General features: G+C 72.4%; 21 protein-coding genes and 1 tRNA gene. 12 read left to right on the top strand and 10 right to left on the bottom strand.

The features are described 5' to 3' along the window. Positions 1–3: 3 nt before the first annotated feature. The 3 genes from FB557_RS07900 to FB557_RS14170 all read right to left on the bottom strand — a co-directional run bounded on the left by FB557_RS07900 (position 4) and on the right by FB557_RS14170 (position 1,498). A complete protein-coding gene (locus tag FB557_RS07900) occupies positions 4–636 on the bottom strand; it encodes a DUF305 domain-containing protein (RefSeq protein WP_144857039.1) in 633 nt (210 codons plus the stop codon). Continuing rightward, positions 636–1,253, bottom strand: coding sequence for a thioredoxin-like domain-containing protein (locus tag FB557_RS07895; RefSeq protein ID WP_144857038.1), 618 nt, complete (start codon positions 1,251–1,253; stop codon positions 636–638). Before FB557_RS07895 ends, FB557_RS07900 begins: the two co-directional genes overlap by 1 nt. A 68-nt stretch (positions 1,254–1,321) precedes the next feature. Continuing rightward, positions 1,322–1,498: a hypothetical protein gene (locus FB557_RS14170; protein ID WP_170236233.1), complete on the bottom strand. Its 177-nt coding sequence runs from the start codon at positions 1,496–1,498 to the stop codon at positions 1,322–1,324. A gap of 122 nt (positions 1,499–1,620) precedes the next feature. On the opposite strand from FB557_RS14170, the gene ppk2 reads away from it, so the two are divergent. Then, positions 1,621–2,517: a polyphosphate kinase 2 gene (gene ppk2, locus FB557_RS07890; protein ID WP_144857037.1), complete on the top strand. Its 897-nt coding sequence runs from the start codon at positions 1,621–1,623 to the stop codon at positions 2,515–2,517. Positions 2,518–2,567: 50 nt separating this feature from the next. Here ppk2 and FB557_RS07885 read toward each other — a convergent pair whose 3' ends face one another. Further along, positions 2,568–2,963 carry a TA system VapC family ribonuclease toxin gene (locus tag FB557_RS07885; protein WP_144857036.1) on the bottom strand — a complete coding sequence of 132 codons (396 nt, stop codon included), beginning with the start codon at positions 2,961–2,963 and terminating at the stop codon, positions 2,568–2,570. Beyond that, entirely contained in the window at positions 2,960–3,190 is a 231-nt protein-coding gene (locus FB557_RS07880; protein WP_144857035.1) for a hypothetical protein, read from the bottom strand. Before FB557_RS07880 ends, FB557_RS07885 begins: the two co-directional genes overlap by 4 nt. A 77-nt stretch (positions 3,191–3,267) precedes the next feature. Here FB557_RS07880 and FB557_RS07875 point away from each other — a divergent pair, with 77 nt between their 5' ends. Both FB557_RS07875 and FB557_RS07870 read left to right on the top strand, forming a co-directional pair. Further along, complete coding sequence (locus FB557_RS07875) at positions 3,268–4,287, top strand: LLM class flavin-dependent oxidoreductase (protein ID WP_281290048.1); 1,020 nt, start codon at positions 3,268–3,270, stop codon at positions 4,285–4,287. 180 nt (positions 4,288–4,467) lie between these two features. Beyond that, a complete protein-coding gene (locus tag FB557_RS07870; protein ID WP_144857034.1) occupies positions 4,468–5,418 on the top strand; it encodes an SGNH/GDSL hydrolase family protein in 951 nt (316 codons plus the stop codon). On the opposite strand, the gene FB557_RS07865 is transcribed toward FB557_RS07870, so the two are convergent. Next, positions 5,415–6,272 carry an SCO6745 family protein gene (locus tag FB557_RS07865; protein WP_144857033.1) on the bottom strand — a complete coding sequence of 286 codons (858 nt, stop codon included), beginning with the start codon at positions 6,270–6,272 and terminating at the stop codon, positions 5,415–5,417. The two genes, FB557_RS07870 and FB557_RS07865, sit on opposite strands and share 4 nt — an antisense overlap. A gap of 53 nt (positions 6,273–6,325) precedes the next feature. On the opposite strand from FB557_RS07865, the gene FB557_RS07860 reads away from it, so the two are divergent. Then, positions 6,326–7,330, top strand: coding sequence for an aldo/keto reductase family protein (locus tag FB557_RS07860; protein ID WP_144857032.1), 1,005 nt, complete (start codon positions 6,326–6,328; stop codon positions 7,328–7,330). Between the two features lie 7 nt (positions 7,331–7,337). On the opposite strand, the gene FB557_RS07855 is transcribed toward FB557_RS07860, so the two are convergent. Together FB557_RS07855 and selA are read right to left on the bottom strand one after the other, a co-directional pair. Beyond that, positions 7,338–9,110 (bottom strand): selenocysteine-specific translation elongation factor, encoded by a 1,773-nt coding sequence (locus FB557_RS07855; protein ID WP_144857031.1) that lies wholly within the window; start codon positions 9,108–9,110, stop codon positions 7,338–7,340. Further along, positions 9,107–10,414 (bottom strand): L-seryl-tRNA(Sec) selenium transferase, encoded by a 1,308-nt coding sequence (selA, locus tag FB557_RS07850; RefSeq protein ID WP_144857030.1) that lies wholly within the window; start codon positions 10,412–10,414, stop codon positions 9,107–9,109. Before selA ends, FB557_RS07855 begins: the two co-directional genes overlap by 4 nt. Positions 10,415–10,538: 124 nt before the next feature. Between selA and FB557_RS07845 the strand changes: the two genes are divergently transcribed. Together FB557_RS07845 and selD are read left to right on the top strand one after the other, a co-directional pair. Beyond that, positions 10,539–10,634, top strand: a tRNA-Sec gene (locus FB557_RS07845). A 46-nt stretch (positions 10,635–10,680) separates the two neighbouring features. Continuing rightward, a complete protein-coding gene (gene selD, locus FB557_RS07840; RefSeq protein WP_144857029.1) occupies positions 10,681–11,685 on the top strand; it encodes a selenide, water dikinase SelD in 1,005 nt (334 codons plus the stop codon). 37 nt (positions 11,686–11,722) lie between these two features. On the opposite strand, the gene FB557_RS07835 is transcribed toward selD, so the two are convergent. Continuing rightward, complete coding sequence (locus FB557_RS07835; RefSeq protein WP_144857028.1) at positions 11,723–12,928, bottom strand: cysteine desulfurase-like protein; 1,206 nt, start codon at positions 12,926–12,928, stop codon at positions 11,723–11,725. A gap of 57 nt (positions 12,929–12,985) precedes the next feature. Here FB557_RS07835 and FB557_RS07830 point away from each other — a divergent pair, with 57 nt between their 5' ends. The 6 genes from FB557_RS07830 to ybaK are packed head-to-tail and all read left to right on the top strand — an operon-like array spanning position 12,986 to position 16,185. Beyond that, positions 12,986–13,924 (top strand): aminotransferase class IV, encoded by a 939-nt coding sequence (locus FB557_RS07830; protein ID WP_144857027.1) that lies wholly within the window; start codon positions 12,986–12,988, stop codon positions 13,922–13,924. A gap of 38 nt (positions 13,925–13,962) precedes the next feature. After that, positions 13,963–14,883, top strand: coding sequence for an alpha/beta hydrolase (locus tag FB557_RS07825; protein WP_144857026.1), 921 nt, complete (start codon positions 13,963–13,965; stop codon positions 14,881–14,883). Further along, positions 14,880–15,086 carry a hypothetical protein gene (locus tag FB557_RS07820; protein WP_144857025.1) on the top strand — a complete coding sequence of 69 codons (207 nt, stop codon included), beginning with the start codon at positions 14,880–14,882 and terminating at the stop codon, positions 15,084–15,086. The genes FB557_RS07825 and FB557_RS07820 overlap by 4 nt, the downstream gene beginning before the upstream one ends. Before the next feature lie 24 nt (positions 15,087–15,110). Further along, the gene (locus FB557_RS07815; RefSeq protein WP_144857024.1) at positions 15,111–15,344 is read left to right on the top strand and encodes a hypothetical protein; all 234 of its coding nucleotides are present in this window, start codon (positions 15,111–15,113) and stop codon (positions 15,342–15,344) included. Beyond that, on the top strand, positions 15,341–15,685 hold the full coding sequence (locus tag FB557_RS07810) for a GNAT family N-acetyltransferase (protein ID WP_144857023.1): 345 nt from the start codon (positions 15,341–15,343) through the stop codon (positions 15,683–15,685). The genes FB557_RS07815 and FB557_RS07810 overlap by 4 nt, the downstream gene beginning before the upstream one ends. Then, on the top strand, positions 15,682–16,185 hold the full coding sequence (ybaK, locus tag FB557_RS07805; RefSeq protein ID WP_144857141.1) for a Cys-tRNA(Pro) deacylase: 504 nt from the start codon (positions 15,682–15,684) through the stop codon (positions 16,183–16,185). The genes FB557_RS07810 and ybaK overlap by 4 nt, the downstream gene beginning before the upstream one ends. On the opposite strand, the gene FB557_RS07800 is transcribed toward ybaK, so the two are convergent. Further along, complete coding sequence (locus tag FB557_RS07800; protein WP_246074565.1) at positions 16,175–16,450, bottom strand: hypothetical protein; 276 nt, start codon at positions 16,448–16,450, stop codon at positions 16,175–16,177. The genes ybaK and FB557_RS07800 overlap by 11 nt on opposite strands. Positions 16,451–16,469 lie beyond the last annotated feature (19 nt).

Below are 16,469 nucleotides of genomic sequence, written 5' to 3'. Positions count from 1 at the left end.
GGGTCATTCGAGCGGCTTCGCGCCACGCTCCGTCAGCAGGTCGGTCATCGTCTCGGTCTCGGCTCCCTGGCTGTCGAGGATCGACTGGGCAAGACGCTTCACCTCGGGCTCGGTCGCGCTCTCGACCGCCGCCTCGGCCATCGGGATCCCGCCGACGTGGTGCCGGATCATGAGCTGGAGGAAGTACACCTCGGCCTCCGTGCCGGACAGACCCCTGAGCCTCGTCAGCTCCTCGGCCGTGGCCATGCCGGGCATGATCGCGCCGTCAGCGGTCTCCGGTATGTCACCGTGCCCGGCGTGGTTGCCGTGGTCCATCCATGCCATCGGCTCCTGCGAGCTCGTCGGTGACAGCCCCCAGCTCTGCAGCCAGCCAGCCATCTGGCCGGACTGGTGCGCCTGGGTGCGCAGCATGTCGTAGGCGATCGAGCGGATCGTCTCGTCGTCGGTGCGGTCACGGACGATGAGGCTCATCTCGACGGCCTGGTCGTGGTGCGTCTGCATGTCCCGGGCGAAGCCGGCGTCCACGCCGATATCGCTCGGGGCTCCGGCGTTGCCGGACACCCGGCCGATGAAGATCCCCGACGCCAGGCCGATCGCCGCCGCGACGAGCGCGGCGACGATCGTGCGGGGATGCATCAGGCGTCGACCCCGCCGGTGCACGCGGCGCCGGGCTCAGGGGTCTGCGGGCCCTGGCGGTACTCCTTGATGAAGGCGCCGAGCCGCGCGTCGTCCGCGGAGTCGACCTTGAGCTGGTGGCCCCACGCCGAGATCGCGATGGGGGTGTCCATGTCCTCGTAGGGCGAGAGGACTGCGTAGGTCGACGGGGTGAGGTCCCTGAGCTTGTCGACCTGATCGGCGGGCAGGTCCGGGCTGTAGGTGATCCACACGGCGCCGTGCTCGAGCGAGTGGACGGCGTACTCGTTGGGGACCGGCTTGTCGTAGACGCCGCAGTTGAGCCACGAGCCGCGGTGCTCGCCCCCGACGGGTGGGCTCTCCGCGTACTCGACGGGAGCCTCGGTGTGCTTCGCCGCCTCGTACTCGTAGGTCTGGACGCCCTCGATCGTGCCGCTGGAGGCGATCTTGCGTCCCTCGTCGTTGGCGATAGCCCAGAAGACGGCTCCCGCGATGAGGGCCACCGCGGCGGCTGCCGCGCCGTAGAGGACGAAGGCCTTCTTCTTCTCGGCGGCCTGCTGCTCCCTGCGGGCGGCCTCGAGGCGCTCCTGGCGGACGTTGGCGGACTTCTTCTTGCTCATGGGTCCTCAGGTGATGGCGAAGGGGGCGAGGCTGTGGCCCCTCATCCTTCATCCGTTGCCTGAAAGTTCTATGAGTCCTTCGGGGCGTCCTTGCCAAGCATCCCGACGCTGATCCACCCGATGGCGACAATGGCGGCTCCCAGCGCGGCGTAGACGTTGCGGCTGCCGTCTCCCACGAGGGCGAAGCCGGCGCCGTAGAGAATGGTGATGACGAGGGCGATGTACGCGAGGGTGTGTCGGTTCATGGCCCCACGATGGCGCGACGGCCGCCCCCTTCGCCATGACGACCCGCCGCACCTGACCATGACAGCTGTCATCCACTGCAGTCCCCTGACACCCGGACCCCCGGGCCTGGTTGGATGGAGCCATGGCGCAGAAGATGGGGCTGAGGGAGTTCATCGACGACCTGGTCGCGCAGGGGTACACCGTCGGCGGGACCAAGGAGGAGGACCCGGTCCTGCTCATGCCCGACGGCAAGGCCGTCGAGACGTGGCGGGAGAGCTACCCCTACGACGAGCTGCTCGACCGTGACGTCTACGACGAGGAGAAGTACAAGCTCCAGGTGGAGCTGCTGAAGTTCCAGTACTGGGCCGAGGACGTCGGGCAGAAGTACGTGATCCTCTTCGAGGGGCGCGACGCCGCCGGCAAGGGGGGCACGATCAAGCGCTTCACCGAGCACCTCAACCCTCGTGGCGCCCGCGTCGTCGCCCTGGCCAAGCCGAGCGAGCGTGAGCGCGGCCAGTGGTACTTCCAGCGCTACATCCAGCACCTGCCCACCGACGGCGAGATCGTCCTCTTCGACCGGTCCTGGTACAACCGCGCTGGCGTCGAGCGGGTCATGGGCTTCTGCAGCGACGCCGAGTACGAGACCTTCATGGACCAGGCGCCGAAGTTCGAGCGGATGCTCCAGGAGTCTGGCGTGCACGTGACCAAGCTGTGGTTCTCGGTCACCCAGCAGGAGCAGCGCACCCGATTCGCCATCCGCCAGCTCGACCCGGTCCGCCGGTGGAAGCTCTCGCCGATGGACCTGGAGTCCCTCGACAAGTGGGAGGACTACACCGCCGCGAAGGAAGCGATGTTCCTGCGCACCGACACCAAGCACGCGCAATGGACCGTCGTGCGCTCCAACGACAAGAAGCGCGGCCGGATCAACGCGATGCGCTTCTTCCTCGACCAGTTCGACTACGAGGGCAAGGACCCCTCGGTCGTCTACCCGCCGGACGAGAACATCGTCGGCCGCGGCAAGCGGATCGTCGGCGACTGATAGGAGCGAAGGGGGAACCCCCTTCGCTCTCCGGATGGGTGTCGGCGCACTCAGACCGACCCCGGGTCCGTCGTCGCCTGCGGGTAGGCGGAGCGCAGCGCCTTGTCGAAAGTAGCCAGCGTCGCCCCGTGGTGGCCTGCCAGCGCGACCAGGTAGACATCGGTCACCTGGCGGTGCCCGGTGACCGCGGTGAGGTCGACGTCGCGGTAGGAGAGGTCGTCGACGGCCGTGATCTTCGGTGACAGGTACAGCCGCGACAGGACCGCCGAGGCGACCGCACCCGTCTGCCCGAGACGGACGAGGAAGCGCACGAGGGCCCCCTCGACCACCGGGCACACCAGCACCTGATCCTGCGCGGCGAACCAGCGCTGCGCTTCTCCGTGATGCTCATGCTCGGCCACCACGAGTGCGATGAGGGTGTTGGCGTCGAGGAGAGCCCGATTCACGCGTCGTCCACAGCGTCTGCGACGTCCGCGCTCGTCACGACCTCACCGACGGAGAGCACTGGAAGGCCGGTCTCTGGGTGCGTGGCGATACTCATCGGCGCACCGAGCTGGGCCAGGCCCCGGCCGGTGAGCTCGGCCACGACCGAGGAGAGGGACCGACCGCTCTCGCGGGCGATCTCGCTGGCGCGCCGGTGCACCGCTGGAGGGAGGTCGACCGTTGTCCGCATGACTGCATCATAGGTGATGCATCTATGATGCAGTCACCCTCGGGAAGATCCACGCTCCCACCACGGTTGCCGCGAAGGTGAGTGACAGCCAGCCCCGCCCCCTTCGCCTCTCCCTGCTCGACCTAGCCATGGTCCGGTCCGGGCAACCGATCGGTGAGGCCCTCGCCGACTCCGTGCACCTCGCCCAGGTCGCCGACCGGCTCGGAGTCTTCGAGCGGCTGTGGTTCGCCGAGCACCACAACATGCGCTCGATCTCCAGCTCGGCGACGGCCGTGCTCGTCGGCCACGTCGCCTCCGCGACCAGCCAGATCCGGGTCGGCTCCGGCGGGGTCATGCTCCCCAACCACGCCCCGTTGACCGTCGCCGAGGACTTCGGCACCCTCGCCGAGCTGCACGGCGACCGCATCGACCTCGGGCTCGGCCGCGCCCCCGGCACCGACCAGGCGACCCTGCGCGCCCTTCGCCGCAGCCCCGGTGACGCCGACCGATTCCCCCAGGACGTCGCCGAGCTGCAGGGCTACCTCTCCGAGCGCTCCCTCATCGAGGGCATCAACGCCTACCCAGGCCAGGGCACCCAGGTCCCGATCTACATCCTCGGGTCCTCACTCTTCGGCGCCCAGCTCGCCGCGCAGATGGGCCTGCCCTACGCCTTCGCCTCCCACTTCGCGCCGGATCACCTGCAGGCCGCCGTCGCCGCCTACCGCGACGGCTTCACCCCCAGTGAGCAGCTCGACCAGCCGCACGTCATCGCTGCGCTCAACGTCATCGCAGCCGACACCACCGACGAGGCCGAGGCGCTGCTCGACCAGGTGCTCCGCTCCCGGGTGCGCTCCCTCGCCGGGCGGGTCCCGCAGCTCGCCGGCGCCGACCTCGACGACGAGATGGTCGAGCACCTGCTGCACGACTCCCCGCTCGGCCAGCAGGCCCGGCACATGGCGACCTACACCGTCGCCGGCGACCGGGAGCGGGTCGCGCAGGGGCTGGCCGACTTCCAGCGGCTCGCCGACGCCGACGAGCTCATGGTCGCCAACGTCGCGCCCGGTCGGGACGCCCGCGAGCGCACCCTAGGGGTCCTGGCCGACCTGACTCGCGGGTAGGACGACACGAGCGGCCGTTGATCAGACCGTCGCCCTGGATTCCCGGGGCTCGGGGAGGGAGCGGCCGGCACTCTTGTCGTCGGACCCGTGAGTCACCATGGGGCACGTGACACCAGAGCCCGACCACCGGCCGCGCATCGAGACGTCGCCGCAGCGGTCAGCCGCCCCGGGGCTGGCCGGATGAGCGCCTACGTCGCGCTCGGCGACTCCTACGCTGCCGGGATCGGCGCGGGGGAGGACCTGCCCGGGCCGCGGCGCACCGATGCCGGGTACCCCCTCGACGTGGCCCGCGCCACCGGGCTCGACCTGACCTACCAGGCGGTGCTCGGGGCGACGACCGGCGACCTGCTCCGCGACCAGGTCCAGGCGGTGACCGGCGACACCGAGCTGGTGACGATCACCATCGGCGGCAACGATGCCGGCTTCGTCCCGGTGCTGCTCGAGGTGACGCGGCCGGCGTGGTTCTCCGACAGCGACACCGCGATCGATCGCGCGGTGCGGACCATCGAGCAGGTCCTGCCAGGGCGCCTCGCCGAGGTGCTCCAGGCGGTGAGCGCGGCCGCGCCCCCCGCCCGGGTCCTGATCACCGGCTACCCCAGGCTCTTCAACGGCATCTCCGACTGCTCCTGGCTCACCTTCGTCTCACCGGAGGAGATGCGCCGGCTCGACCACGCCGCCGACGCGCTGGCCGAGGTGATCCTGACCGCCGCCGCAGACCACGACTGCGAAGGGGTCGACCTGCGTGCCCCCTTCGACGGGCACCAGATCTGCGACGAGGTGGCGTGGATCCACGGCCTGTCCTGGCCGGTGGAGGAGTCCTACCACCCCAACGCTGCGGGCCACCAGGCCTACGGCGAAGGGGTGATCGCCCGCCTTGCGGTGTCGGAGCCAGCGCCGCGTGCCGCGCCGAGGCTGCGCCTCGGCGAGTGCCGCGGCTCCGCGCCGACCCTCGCCCTGCCGGACCTGCTCTCCGCGGAGTCGCTGCTCGGGGCCCGCGCCCACGGCCTCGACCCCGACGATGTCGCCACCGCCGGGCGCGCCGTCACCGACCCGGGTCTGCCGCCCGACCTTCGCCAGGAGGCGGCCGCCGAGCTGGCCGAGCTGGACGCGCGGGTCCGCGCGAGGCGCTAGCCCGAGGACTTCGTGCCAGGCAGGTAGCCGACGTCGATGACCGCCTTGACGAAGGGGCGCGCCCGCCGCAGCGTCTCGGCCGCCTCGGGCACCCCGGCCCAGAAGCCGGCCGCGGCCGCGTCGGTCTGCTCCTCGACCCGGTCGTAGAGGGCTGCCCCGGCGGCGGTCATCCCCCCTTCGCCGTCGAGGATGCCCTTGCCGCGCAACGACTCCGAGGCCTCCTGCCACTGCTCCTCACCCCAGCCGCGGGTCGTGAGCAGCAGGTGCTTGCCGAGGGTGCGGCGACGCAGGGCCGGGTCCGGGTGCGGCGCCTCGTGCAGCACGAGCGCCTCCACCGGTGAGAGGTCCGCGAGCACGAGCGCGGCGATGTGCCCGTCGCCGCGGTGCTCGCGAGCGATGGTGATCGCGTGCCAGAGCTGCAGGTGCGGCTCGTCCGGCCACGGGCTCGCCGCCCACGCCGCCGCGAGCGGCCGGCCCACGTAGCTCGCGTCGACGATCCCGGCGCGCAGCGCGCCGACGATCCGCGGGAGCTCCGGCGAGCTCACCCCGTCGCCCAGGGCGTCGCGCAGCGAGGCATCCACCGCCTCCGACCGGCCCGCGTGCACCTCGTCCAGCCCGGTGGCCAGCGCCTCGCCCCACCCGAAGGCGATCAGCTCCGGGCTGAAGTTGTAGAAGGTCGCGGTCACCAGCGCCGAGGGGCACCGACCGAGCGGCGCCGCCCGCCCGCCGACGTACATCCCGGCCCGCGAGAGGCGCAGCCGCTCGGCCACACTCTTGTTGTGCGGGTTGAAGTAGGAGAGGACGTGGTAGGGCTCGAGGGATTCGTACCCGGCGCGGGCCAGCTCGCTGCTCATCCCGGCACGCTATCGGGCCCCACCAGGCGGCGCGGCGATCTAGCGTGGCGTGCATGGACTTTCGATACCTCGGCGACAGCGGACTGAAGATCTCCGAGATCACCTACGGCAACTGGCTCACCCATGGCTCCCAGATCGAGAACGAGCAGGCCCACGCGTGCGTTCGCGCCGCGCTCGATCATGGCGTCACCACCTTCGACACCGCCGACGCCTACGCAAACACCAAGGCCGAGGAGGTCCTCGGCGAGGCACTCAAGGGCGAGCGGCGCGAGAGCCTCGAGATCTTCACCAAGGTCTACTGGCCGACCGGGCCGCGCGGTCACAACGACTGCGGACTCTCCCGCAAGCACGTCATGGAGTCGATCGACGGGTCGCTGCGCCGGCTGCAGACCGACTACGTCGACCTCTACCAGGCGCACCGCTACGACCCCGACACCCCGCTCGAGGAGACGATGCGCGCCTTCGCCGACATCGTCCGTGCGGGCAAGGCCCTCTACATCGGGGTCTCGGAGTGGACCGCCGACCAGATCCGCGAGGGACACCGCTGGGCCAAGGAGCTCGGCTTCTCCCTCGTCAGCAGCCAGCCCCAGTACTCGATGCTGTGGCGGGTGATCGAAGGGGAGGTCGTGCCGGCCTGTCGTGAGCTCGGCATCAGCCAGATCGTGTGGAGCCCGATGGCTCAGGGCGTGCTCTCGGGGAAGTACCAGCCCGGCCAGGCCGCGCCGCAGGGCAGCCGCGCCGCCGGCGATGACAGCGGCTTCATGCGCGACCTCATGAGCGAGGAGGTCCTCACCGCCGTGCAGCGGCTGCGTCCCATCGCCGACGAGGCCGGGCTGGAGATGGCCCAGCTCGCGATCGCCTGGGTGCTGCAGAACGACAATGTCGCCAGTGCGCTCGTCGGCGCCTCCCGCCCCGAGCAGGTGGCCAGCAACGTCGCCGCCGCCGGGGTCCGCCTCGACGACGACATGATGCGCGCCATCGACGACGCCCTCGGCTCGGTCGTCGTCACCGACCCCGGCCAGACCGAGGCGCGGGCGCCGAAGGAGCGCCCCTGCTGAGGCCCCTTCACCGCACCACCTCACGGTGACTGCCGTCGAGCCGTCGGGTCCAGCCCCGCTCGTCGAGGTGCTCCAGCAGCGGGACGGCCACCCGCCGGGTCGTGCCCAGAGCCTCCCGCGCGGTCGAGACCGTGAAGGGCTGCTCGAGCCCGGCCAGCACCCGCATCGCCCGCGCCGGCCCGTCCGGGAGCAGCACCACCTCACCGGGCAGGCGAAGCAGGCGGCCCTGACGAGCGGCCGCAGCGAGCTCTCGCGGGCCGAGGGCGAGCTCGGCCAGGTCGTCGGCCTCGGGAGCGGCGAAGGGGGATGACGTCAGGCGGGTGAGCAGGGTCCGCAGACCGTCCTCGGCCGGTCCGAGGTCGTCTGCTCCGGGTCGCCGGACCGTGCCGTCGACCACCTCGAGGTCCGCGGCCTGCGCGAGCGCCGGGACCAGCCGGGCGGGGAGCCCGAGGGTCTGGGCGAGCGCCCCGGCAGGAATTCCGGCGCTGACCGGATCGCGCCGGCGGTGCTCGTCGAGCAGCCGGCCCGCCTCGCGCCGCCACCCCGCCCACCGGTCCGGGTCGACGACCAGGTCGCCGACCCGCACCTCGGCCCCGTTCGTCTGCCCGAGCCCGAGGACCTCCAGCTCGGCCACCGTCTGCACCCCGTGCTCGGCCAGGCGGACCGCACGCAGGTCACCGCCGGCCAACGCCTGTCCACGCGCCGCGGCCGCGCCGCGACGGCGCAACGGCTTCGGGTCGACGTCGACGACCGTGCCACCCCAGAGGCGACGGCTGCCCGGGTCGCGCAGCAGCAGCCGGTCACCGATGCGCCACGGCAGCGCTGTGCTCGCCTGCACGCGGGCGTGATCCGGTCCGAGCGGGCGGACGTGGGCGGGAGTGTCAGCGGTGCCGACGTGCACGACGAGGTCGGCGCCAGCAGGGGGCTCGCCCCCACCGGCGGGGGCAAGGGCCACGTCGACAGTGCCGGCGATCCGCCAGGCATCCGGGGTGAGCAGCGCGGTGCCTCGCCCGAGGTCGCCGGCGCGGGCCTGACGCAGGTTGGCCGCGACCCGCGAGACCCCCGTGACCTCGCGCCGGGGGGTGTCCTCGCTCTGCAGCCCCCGCACGACGACCTCACGCTGCCGCCCGTCGGCGCGGACCGCCACGAGCTCGTCCTCCACCAGGAGGCGCCCAGCACCGAGGGTCCCCGTGACCACCGTCCCCGCCCCGTCGATGGTGAAGGCCCGGTCGACCCACAGCCGCACCGGCGCCTCGACGTCCGGCTCGGGCAGACCCGCGACGAAGCCGGCGAGGGCCGCGCGCAGGCTGTCCACCCCTTCGCCCGTCCTCGCCGACACCACGCACGACGGGACCTCGTGCCACCCCAGCTCGGCCAGGTGGGTCAGGGCGTCCCGGCGGACCGGGTCCGGGTCGGCCAGATCGGCCCGGGTGACGGCGAGCAGCACATGATCGACCCCGATGGCGCGCATCGCCGCGACGTGCTCGCTCGTCTGCTCCTGCCAGCCCTGGTCGGCGGCGACGACGAGGAGCACCCCTGGCGCCGGGCCGAGACCGGAGAGGGTCGTCCCGATGAAACGTCGGTGGCCGGGCACGTCGACGAAGGCGACGTCGAGCGCCTCGCCAGCGGCGTGCAGGGTGGTCCAGGCGAAGCCGAGCTCGATCGTCAGGCCACGGCGGTGCTCCTCGTCGAGCCGATCCGGGTCACGGCCGGTGAGCGCCCGCACGAGGGTGGACTTGCCGTGGTCGACGTGACCGGCGGTGGCAAGCACCCGCCTCATGGCTGCAGGGCATGGCGAAGGGAGGCCAGCAGCGTCTCGTCGGCGCTCGCCGGGATGCATCGCAGGTCGACCAGACCGCGTCCGCCGTCGACCCGGGCGAGAACGACGCTGACGGCCGGGTCGGTTGGCTGGCGCAGCCGGGCCACGGCGTCCACCGGGACCTCGACCGCCCAACCGGGCAGGGCGACACCGGGGCCGCCGCCCCCGCCGACCCGGCCCTCGACCGCGACCACCTCGCGTCCGAGGTGCTCGGCCAGGGCACGGGTCCGAGGCAGGAGGTCCTCCGCCGTGGCGTGCAGAGCGGCGACCGTGGGGGTCGCCGGCCCACGGAGGGTCGCCTCGAGGGCAGCGAGGGTGAGCTTGTCGACCCGCAGCGCCCGGGCGAGGGGGTGCCGGCGCAGGCGCTGGACGAGGTCGGCTCGACCAAGGATGAGTCCGGCCTGCGGGCCGCCGAGCAGCTTGTCGCCGCTGGCGGTCACGAGGTCGGCGCCGGCGCGAAGGGAGGTGCTCGCGTCGGGCTCGCCGGGCAGGACGGGGTCGGGTGTGAGCAGGCCAGAGCCGATGTCCATGACGACGGGTACGTCGCGTTCACGGCCAAGGCGGCCGAGCTCGGCGACATCCACGCTGCTCGTGAAGCCACTGACGAGGAAGTTGCTCGGGTGCACCTTGAGGATGCACCCGGTGTCGGGGCCGATCGCCTCGGCGTAGTCGGCGAGGTGGGTGCGGTTGGTCGTGCCGACCTCGCGCAGCCTGGCGCCGGTGCTCGCGATGAGGTCGGGCAGGCGGAATCCGTCGCCGATCTCGACCATCTCGCCGCGACTGACCACGACGTCCCGGCGGGCGGCGAGAGCGGTCGTGGCGAGGACGAGGGCGGCGGCACCGTTGCCCACGACATGAGCCGCCTGCGCGTCCGGGACCGCTGCGAGCAGGGCGGCGAGCGTGTCGGTGCCACGACCGCCGCGTGCCCCGGTGGCCAGGTCGAGCTCGACGTCGACGTAGCCGGCCGCGTCGACCATCGCCTCGATCGCCATGGGCGACACGGGGGCTCGGCCGAGGTTGGTGTGGATGACGACACCGGTCGCGTTGAGCACCGGGGTCATGCTCGAGGCCCGGCGCGGCAGCGCAGCCAGCACCTCGTCGACGACCTGGTCGGGGGCGACCTCGCCGCCACGCACCCGGTCCTGGACGCCCCGGATAGCCGACTTCACCCCTTCGCGCCCGTGCCGCTCGACCGCATCCGCCAGGCGCGGGTCGTCCAGGACCGCATCGGTCCGCGGCACCCGCCGGCGTGGGTCCTGGCTCATCTCCCCGATCCTACGAACTCCCCTCACCAAGATGCTGCCAGCAGCATCTTGGTGAGCCAGCCGCATCTCGAGCTGCTGCTGGCTCACCGAAGTGCTGCCAGCAGCAGTTTGTAGGCTGGGGCGCGGAGGCGTCTGGGCACCTGGTGGTCCCCCCGGTCTTCAACACCGGTGAGGCCGAGCATCTCGGTCTGGCGGGTTCGATTCCCGTCCGCCTCCGCCAGCCTCCACGGGCGAAGGGGGATCGCGTCACCTCCTAGGCTGGCGGGATGAGTGAGACCCGGCTGACGCAGTACGCCCACGGCGGGGGGTGCGCCTGCAAGATCCCGGCGGGCGAGCTCGAGCAGGTCGTCGCCGGCCTGCATGGCGCCATCACCGAGCCGAACGCCGAGGTGCTCGTCGGTCTCGACGACGGTGACGACGCCGCAGCGGTGCGCATCCAGGGCGGGGTCGCGGTGATCTCGACCGCGGACTTCTTCACCCCGCTCATCGACGACGCCTACCTGTGGGGTCGGATCGCGGCGGCGAATGCCCTCTCGGACGTCTACGCGATGGGCGGCACCCCGGTCATGGCGATCAACCTCGTCGGCTGGCCGCGTGGCGTGCTGCCGCTGGAGCTGCTCACCGAGACGCTGCGCGGCGGACGGGACATGGCGGCCGAGGCCGGCTGCCCGGTGCTCGGAGGGCACAGCATCGACAACATCGAGCCGGTCTACGGGCTGGCGGTGACCGGGACGGGCGACCCGGAGCGGCTCATGCGCAACGACGCCGCCGAGCCCGGGCTGCCGATCAGCCTCACCAAGCCGCTGGGTGTCGGGGTGCTGAACAACCGGCACAAGACCACCGGCGAGGTCAGCGACGAGGCGGTGGCGGTGATGACCACGCTCAACCGGGACGCCTCCCAGGCGGCGGTGGCGGCCGGGGTGCGGGCGGCGACGGACGTCACCGGCTTTGGCCTCCTGGGGCACCTCTACAAGATGTGCCGCGCCAGCGCGATGGCCGCCAGAGTCGACAGCGCAGCCGTGCCGTACGTCGAAGGCGCCCGGGAGGCGCTTGCCGCGGGCCACGTGCCCGGCGGCTCGCGGCGAAACCTCGACTGGGTGCGCCCCCACCTCGCAGCCGACGGGGTGAGCGAGGACGAGCTGCTGCTGCTCGCCGACGCCCAGACGTCCGGAGGGTTGCTCGTCGTAGGTGAGGTCCCCGGCGCGCCGGTCGTCGGGGAGACCGTGGCGGCCGGGTCCCTGGGCGAAGGGGTGAGCGTCGCCGTCGCGTAGTGGCTCGGGTGTTCCCTAAGAAGCCGGGAGGGGGTGCTTACAGCTCGCGCAGACCGTCGAGCAGCCGGTCGACGTCGCTGCCGTCGGTGTACGGCGCCAGCCCGACCCGCACCCCACCGCCATCGCCCAGACCCAGGCGCCGGCTGCACTCGATCGCATAGAAGTGCGACGCGGGCGCCGCCACCCCGCGAGCAGCCAGGTGCTCCCGGATCGCTTGCGGGTCGCGCCCGTCGATCGTGAAGAGCAGCGTCGGTGTGCGCTCGGCGGCGTTCGAGTAGACGCGTACTCCCGGGACCTCGCGGAGCCCGGTGTCGAGCCGGGCCAGCAGGACCGACTCGTGATCGTGCAGCGCCGCGTAGCTCGCCCGCAGCCGCTCGCGCCTGTTCCCCTCCGCGGGAACGAGATCGGCGAGGAAATTCACCGCCGCCGTCGCCCCCGCCATCAGCTCGTAGGGCAGCGTCCCGAGCTCGAAGCGCTCCGGCACCGCGTCGCTGGAGGGCACGAGCTTGTCCATCCGCAGCGTCTCCAGCAGCGCCGGATCAGCCGACACGGTCCCGCAGTGCGGGCCGAGGAACTTGTACGGCGAGCACGACCAGAAGTCCGCTCCCACCCCTTCGCGGTCCGGCAGCCGGTGCGCGCTGGAGTGCACCCCGTCCACCCACACCAAACCGCCCACCTCGTGCGCCAGGTCCGCCACGGCCCGCACCGGCGGGATCGTGCCGATGAGGTTCGACGCCCCCGTCAGCGCGACGAGCCGCGTGCGCTCGCCGATCACCGCCGCGAAGTGCTCGAGCCCCTGCTCCCCGGTCGCCGGGTCGAAGTCGGCCCACCGCACCGTCGCGCCGGCCCGCTCGACCGCCTGGACCCAGGGCCGGACGTTGGAGTCGTGGTCGAGACGGCTGACGACCACCTCGTCACCGGCACCCCACGTCGACGCGAGCGCCCGGGAGAGGTCATAGGTCAGGGCCGTCGCGCTGCGCCCGAAGATCACCCCGCCGGGATCGGTCCCGACGAGGTCGCCGATCGCGCTCCGGCAGGCCGCGACGATCTCCTCGGCGCGCCGCTCCGAAGGGGTCACCGTGCCCCTGTTCGAGACGGCCGAGAGCAGGGTGTCGGCGACGGCCCGCCCGACGGCGAAGGGGGTCTGCGTCCCACCGGGCCCGTCGAAGTGGGCGAGCCCCTCGGCGAGGGCCGGCACCTCTGCGCGGACCCGCTGGACGTCGTACTCCGGTGTCGTCGCCATGCGCTCAGTCTGCCCGGCGAAGGGGGTGAGGTGCCGTGCGCGGCCTACGCTGGGGAGGTGAGCGCCTCGCCAGTCGTCGGCCGGCTCGGTCCGGACGGACCGACCCTGGTCGACCCGGACCAGCCTGTCGTCACGGTCGACGACCTCGGGCTGACCCGCGGCGACGGGTGCTTCGACTCGGCGCTCGTCGTGCACACCGACACCGGCAACGAGGTCCGCGACCTCGACGACCACCTGGACCGGCTCTTCGCCTCCGCTGCCGCGCTGGAGATCGAGCCGCCGGCCCGCCAGGCCTGGCACGACCTCGTCAGTCTCGTCGTGGCGGCCTGGCCCGAGCCGGTCGACGCCTCGCTCAAGCTCGTCCTCACCCGGGGACGTGAGTGGTACCCCGAGGCCGGACCGACCGCCTTCGCCGTCGTCCAGCCCCGACCTGCCGGTCGGCCGCAGCGAGGGAATGACCCGTCGAGGCTCGCCGGTGCTCGCACCTTAAGGATCGGTGAGGGCAATGGCGCTGATGCCTCGGGCGCGGTCAGCGTCGTCACGCTGAGCCGCGGCCACCCCAGCGACGCCTTCGTCGACGCGCCGTGGCTGCTCGGCGGGGTCAAGACCCTGTCCTACGTCGTCAACGTCGCCGCCCAGCGCGAGGCGAGACGACGCGGCGCCGACGACGTGATCTTCACCACGACCGACGGCTTCGCGCTCGACGCCCCCATGGCCGGTCTCGTCGTCATCCGCGACGGCCGGGTGCTCACCACCCCGACCGACGGCACCGGCATCCTCGAGTCGCTCAGCGTCGCCGCGATCCTCCACGCCGCCGCTGCAGCAGGCCGAGAGACCGCCGAAGAGCTCGTCCCCGCGGCCGACCTGCTCACCGCCGACGGCGTGTGGCTCGTCGCCTCGAGCCGCGGGCCGACCCCGGTCCGAGAGATCGACGGCGTCGCCGTCGCCCTCGACCCGCGGCTTATCGTCGAGGTGACGCGCTGGGCAGGGTTCTGAGCCCCCTTCGCCGACGCCCGCGTCCTACGCTGGCCGCCATGGAGACCCTGACCATCCCCTCGCCGCACGGCGGTGCCGAGCTGGCCACCTACGTCTGGTCGATCGACTCGCCCAAGGCCGTCGTCCAGATCGCGCACGGCATGGCCGAGCACGCCCAGCGCTACGACCGCCTGGCGCAGGCGCTGAACGCCGCCGGCTACGCCGTCGTCGCCCACGACCACCGTGGTCACGGCGCCACGGCCAGCCAGCCGCACGAGGTCGGGTACTTCGCGGACCGCCACGGCTGGGACGCCGCGATCGGTGACATCGAGGCCGTCGGCCGCTACGCCCGAGACCGGTACCGCGGGGTCCCCTACGTGCTGCTGGGGCACTCGATGGGCTCCTTCATGGCCCGTGAGGCCGCCTCGCGGCACAGCGACGACATGGACGCGCTCGTGCTCTCGGGGACCGGCGGGGACCCGGGGATCCTCGGCACGGTCGGGCAGCGGGTGGCGTCGGTCGAAGGGAGGATCCGCGGTCGGCGGCACCCGTCGAGCCTCATGGACAAGCTGACCTTCGGGGACTTCAACAAGAAGTTCAAGCCGAACCGGACCGACTTCGACTGGCTCTCGCGCGACGAGGACGAGGTCGACGCCTATGTCGCCGACCCGCGCTGCGGCAACGTCTTCACCTCGGGCTTCTTCGCCGACTTCCTCAGCGGGATCAACGCGCTCTCCTCGGACCGGAACCCCGCCCGCATCCGCTCGGACCTGCCGATCTACCTCCTCGCGGGGTCCGACGACCCCGTGGGCGGCGAGAAGGGCGTCACCGCGGTCCGCGACCAGCTCCGCTCGGTGGGCCTGCAGGACCTCACGCTGCGGCTCTACCCCCAGGGCCGTCACGAGATGTTCAACGAGATCAACCGGGACGAGGTCACCGCCGAGCTCGTCGACTGGCTGGACACGAAAGTGGGATCATGAGCGACATGACCGACGACACCCGCGACGACCAGGCTGGCGACGGCGCGCGCCAGGACGGCACCGAGCAGGAGCGGCGTGAGCAGGAGCAGCACGTCGGCCTGGCCAACGCGCCGCTGCCGGGCGGGGTCGACGACTCCCAGGCCCGGGAGGCCGAGGAGGAGTCAATCCGCAAGCGGGAGGCGAAGGGCTTCGGCGGCGGCTGACGTTGCTGCGGTCAGCGGGGCGGCGTGCTGGCGCTCGCTGCGTTGGCGGTCTTCGTGCGCCGGCGGTACCCGAGGGCAGGGGTGCTCGCCGGGGCTCTTGCGGTCCTCGGGGCACTCGCAACGGTGCTCGCCGTGACCGGCGGGGCGCCCTTCGGGGCCGTCGAGCGCGTGGCGGTCTACGCGCCGATCGTCTGGCAGATTGTCGTCGGGTCCGTACTCCTCGTCCGGGACCGTCCCGATGGCACCATGACGGCATGAGCGCTGTCGAGTTCCGCAAGAACGAGGAGAAGTCCCGCTACGAGGCCGTCGTCGACGGCCAGGTCGCCGGCTTCGTCACCTACGAGGTCAAGGGCGACGAGGTCGACCTCACCCACACCGTCGTCGAGGACGCCTACGAGGGCCAGGGCGTCGGCTCGACCCTGGCGAAGGGGGCGCTCGACGACGTCCGCGAGCAGGGCAAGGGCGTCATCCCGACGTGCCCCTTCATCAAGAGATACATCGAGAAGCACCCGGTCTACACCGCGCTGGCAGCGGGCCTGGGCGAAAAGGGCACCGACCAGGACGCCCCGAAGGGCATCGGCGGCGGCGGCTCCTTCTGAGCCGGAAGAAGCCGCCGCCCGGCGGCACGCCCGCCGTCCGGCTGCTCGAGGCGAGCGGGACCCCCTTCGTCATCCGGGCGTACGAGCACCACCCGGCCGCGCCCTCCTTCGGCGCCGAGGCCGCCGAGGCGCTCGGCGTCGACCCGGCCCGGGTCCTCAAGACCCTCCTGGCCCAGACCGACCTCCCGGCCGACCGCGGTCTCGTCGTCGCCGTCGTCCCGGTCGCGGGTCAGCTCGACCTCAAGGCTCTCGCCGCCGCCGTCGGGGCGAAGCGGGCGAGCATGGCCGACCCCGGGCTCGCCGAGCGGACCACGGGCTACGTCGTCGGGGGGATCTCCCCCCTGGGGCAGAAGCGTCCGCTGCGCACCGTCGTCGACGAGTCCGCGCTCACCCACGAGAGCGTGCTCGTCAGCGGAGGGCGTCGCGGCCTCGACGTCGAGCTCGCCCCGGCGGACCTCGTGGCGCTCACCTCGGCGTCCGTCTCGGCCGTCAAGCGGTGACGGCGTGGACCGCCCCGGAGAACGCGAGGATCGCCTCGTCGCGGGCGATCATCGGGTCGCGCTCTGCCCGACGGGCGGCGCGGCGGGCCGCCTTACGCACCCGGTTGTACATCGTGCCGCTGGCCCGCTTGACCGCGGCGATGTCGGGATGACCTGCGGGCAGCTCGTGGAGCGTCCCGAGCACGCGCAGGGTCGTCGCCAGGTCCTCGGGGTCGACGCCCGGACCCAACCCGCCCGGGGACTCAGGGTCGAGGTCTTCGCTCACGTGGCCCGAGGATATGTGC

Source organism: Marihabitans asiaticum, assembly GCF_007828725.1.
GTDB lineage: Bacteria > Actinomycetota > Actinomycetes > Actinomycetales > Dermatophilaceae > Marihabitans > Marihabitans asiaticum.
The sequence above is the reverse complement of the archived record's forward strand: the minus strand, read 5'-3'. Positions and strand labels throughout refer to the sequence as shown.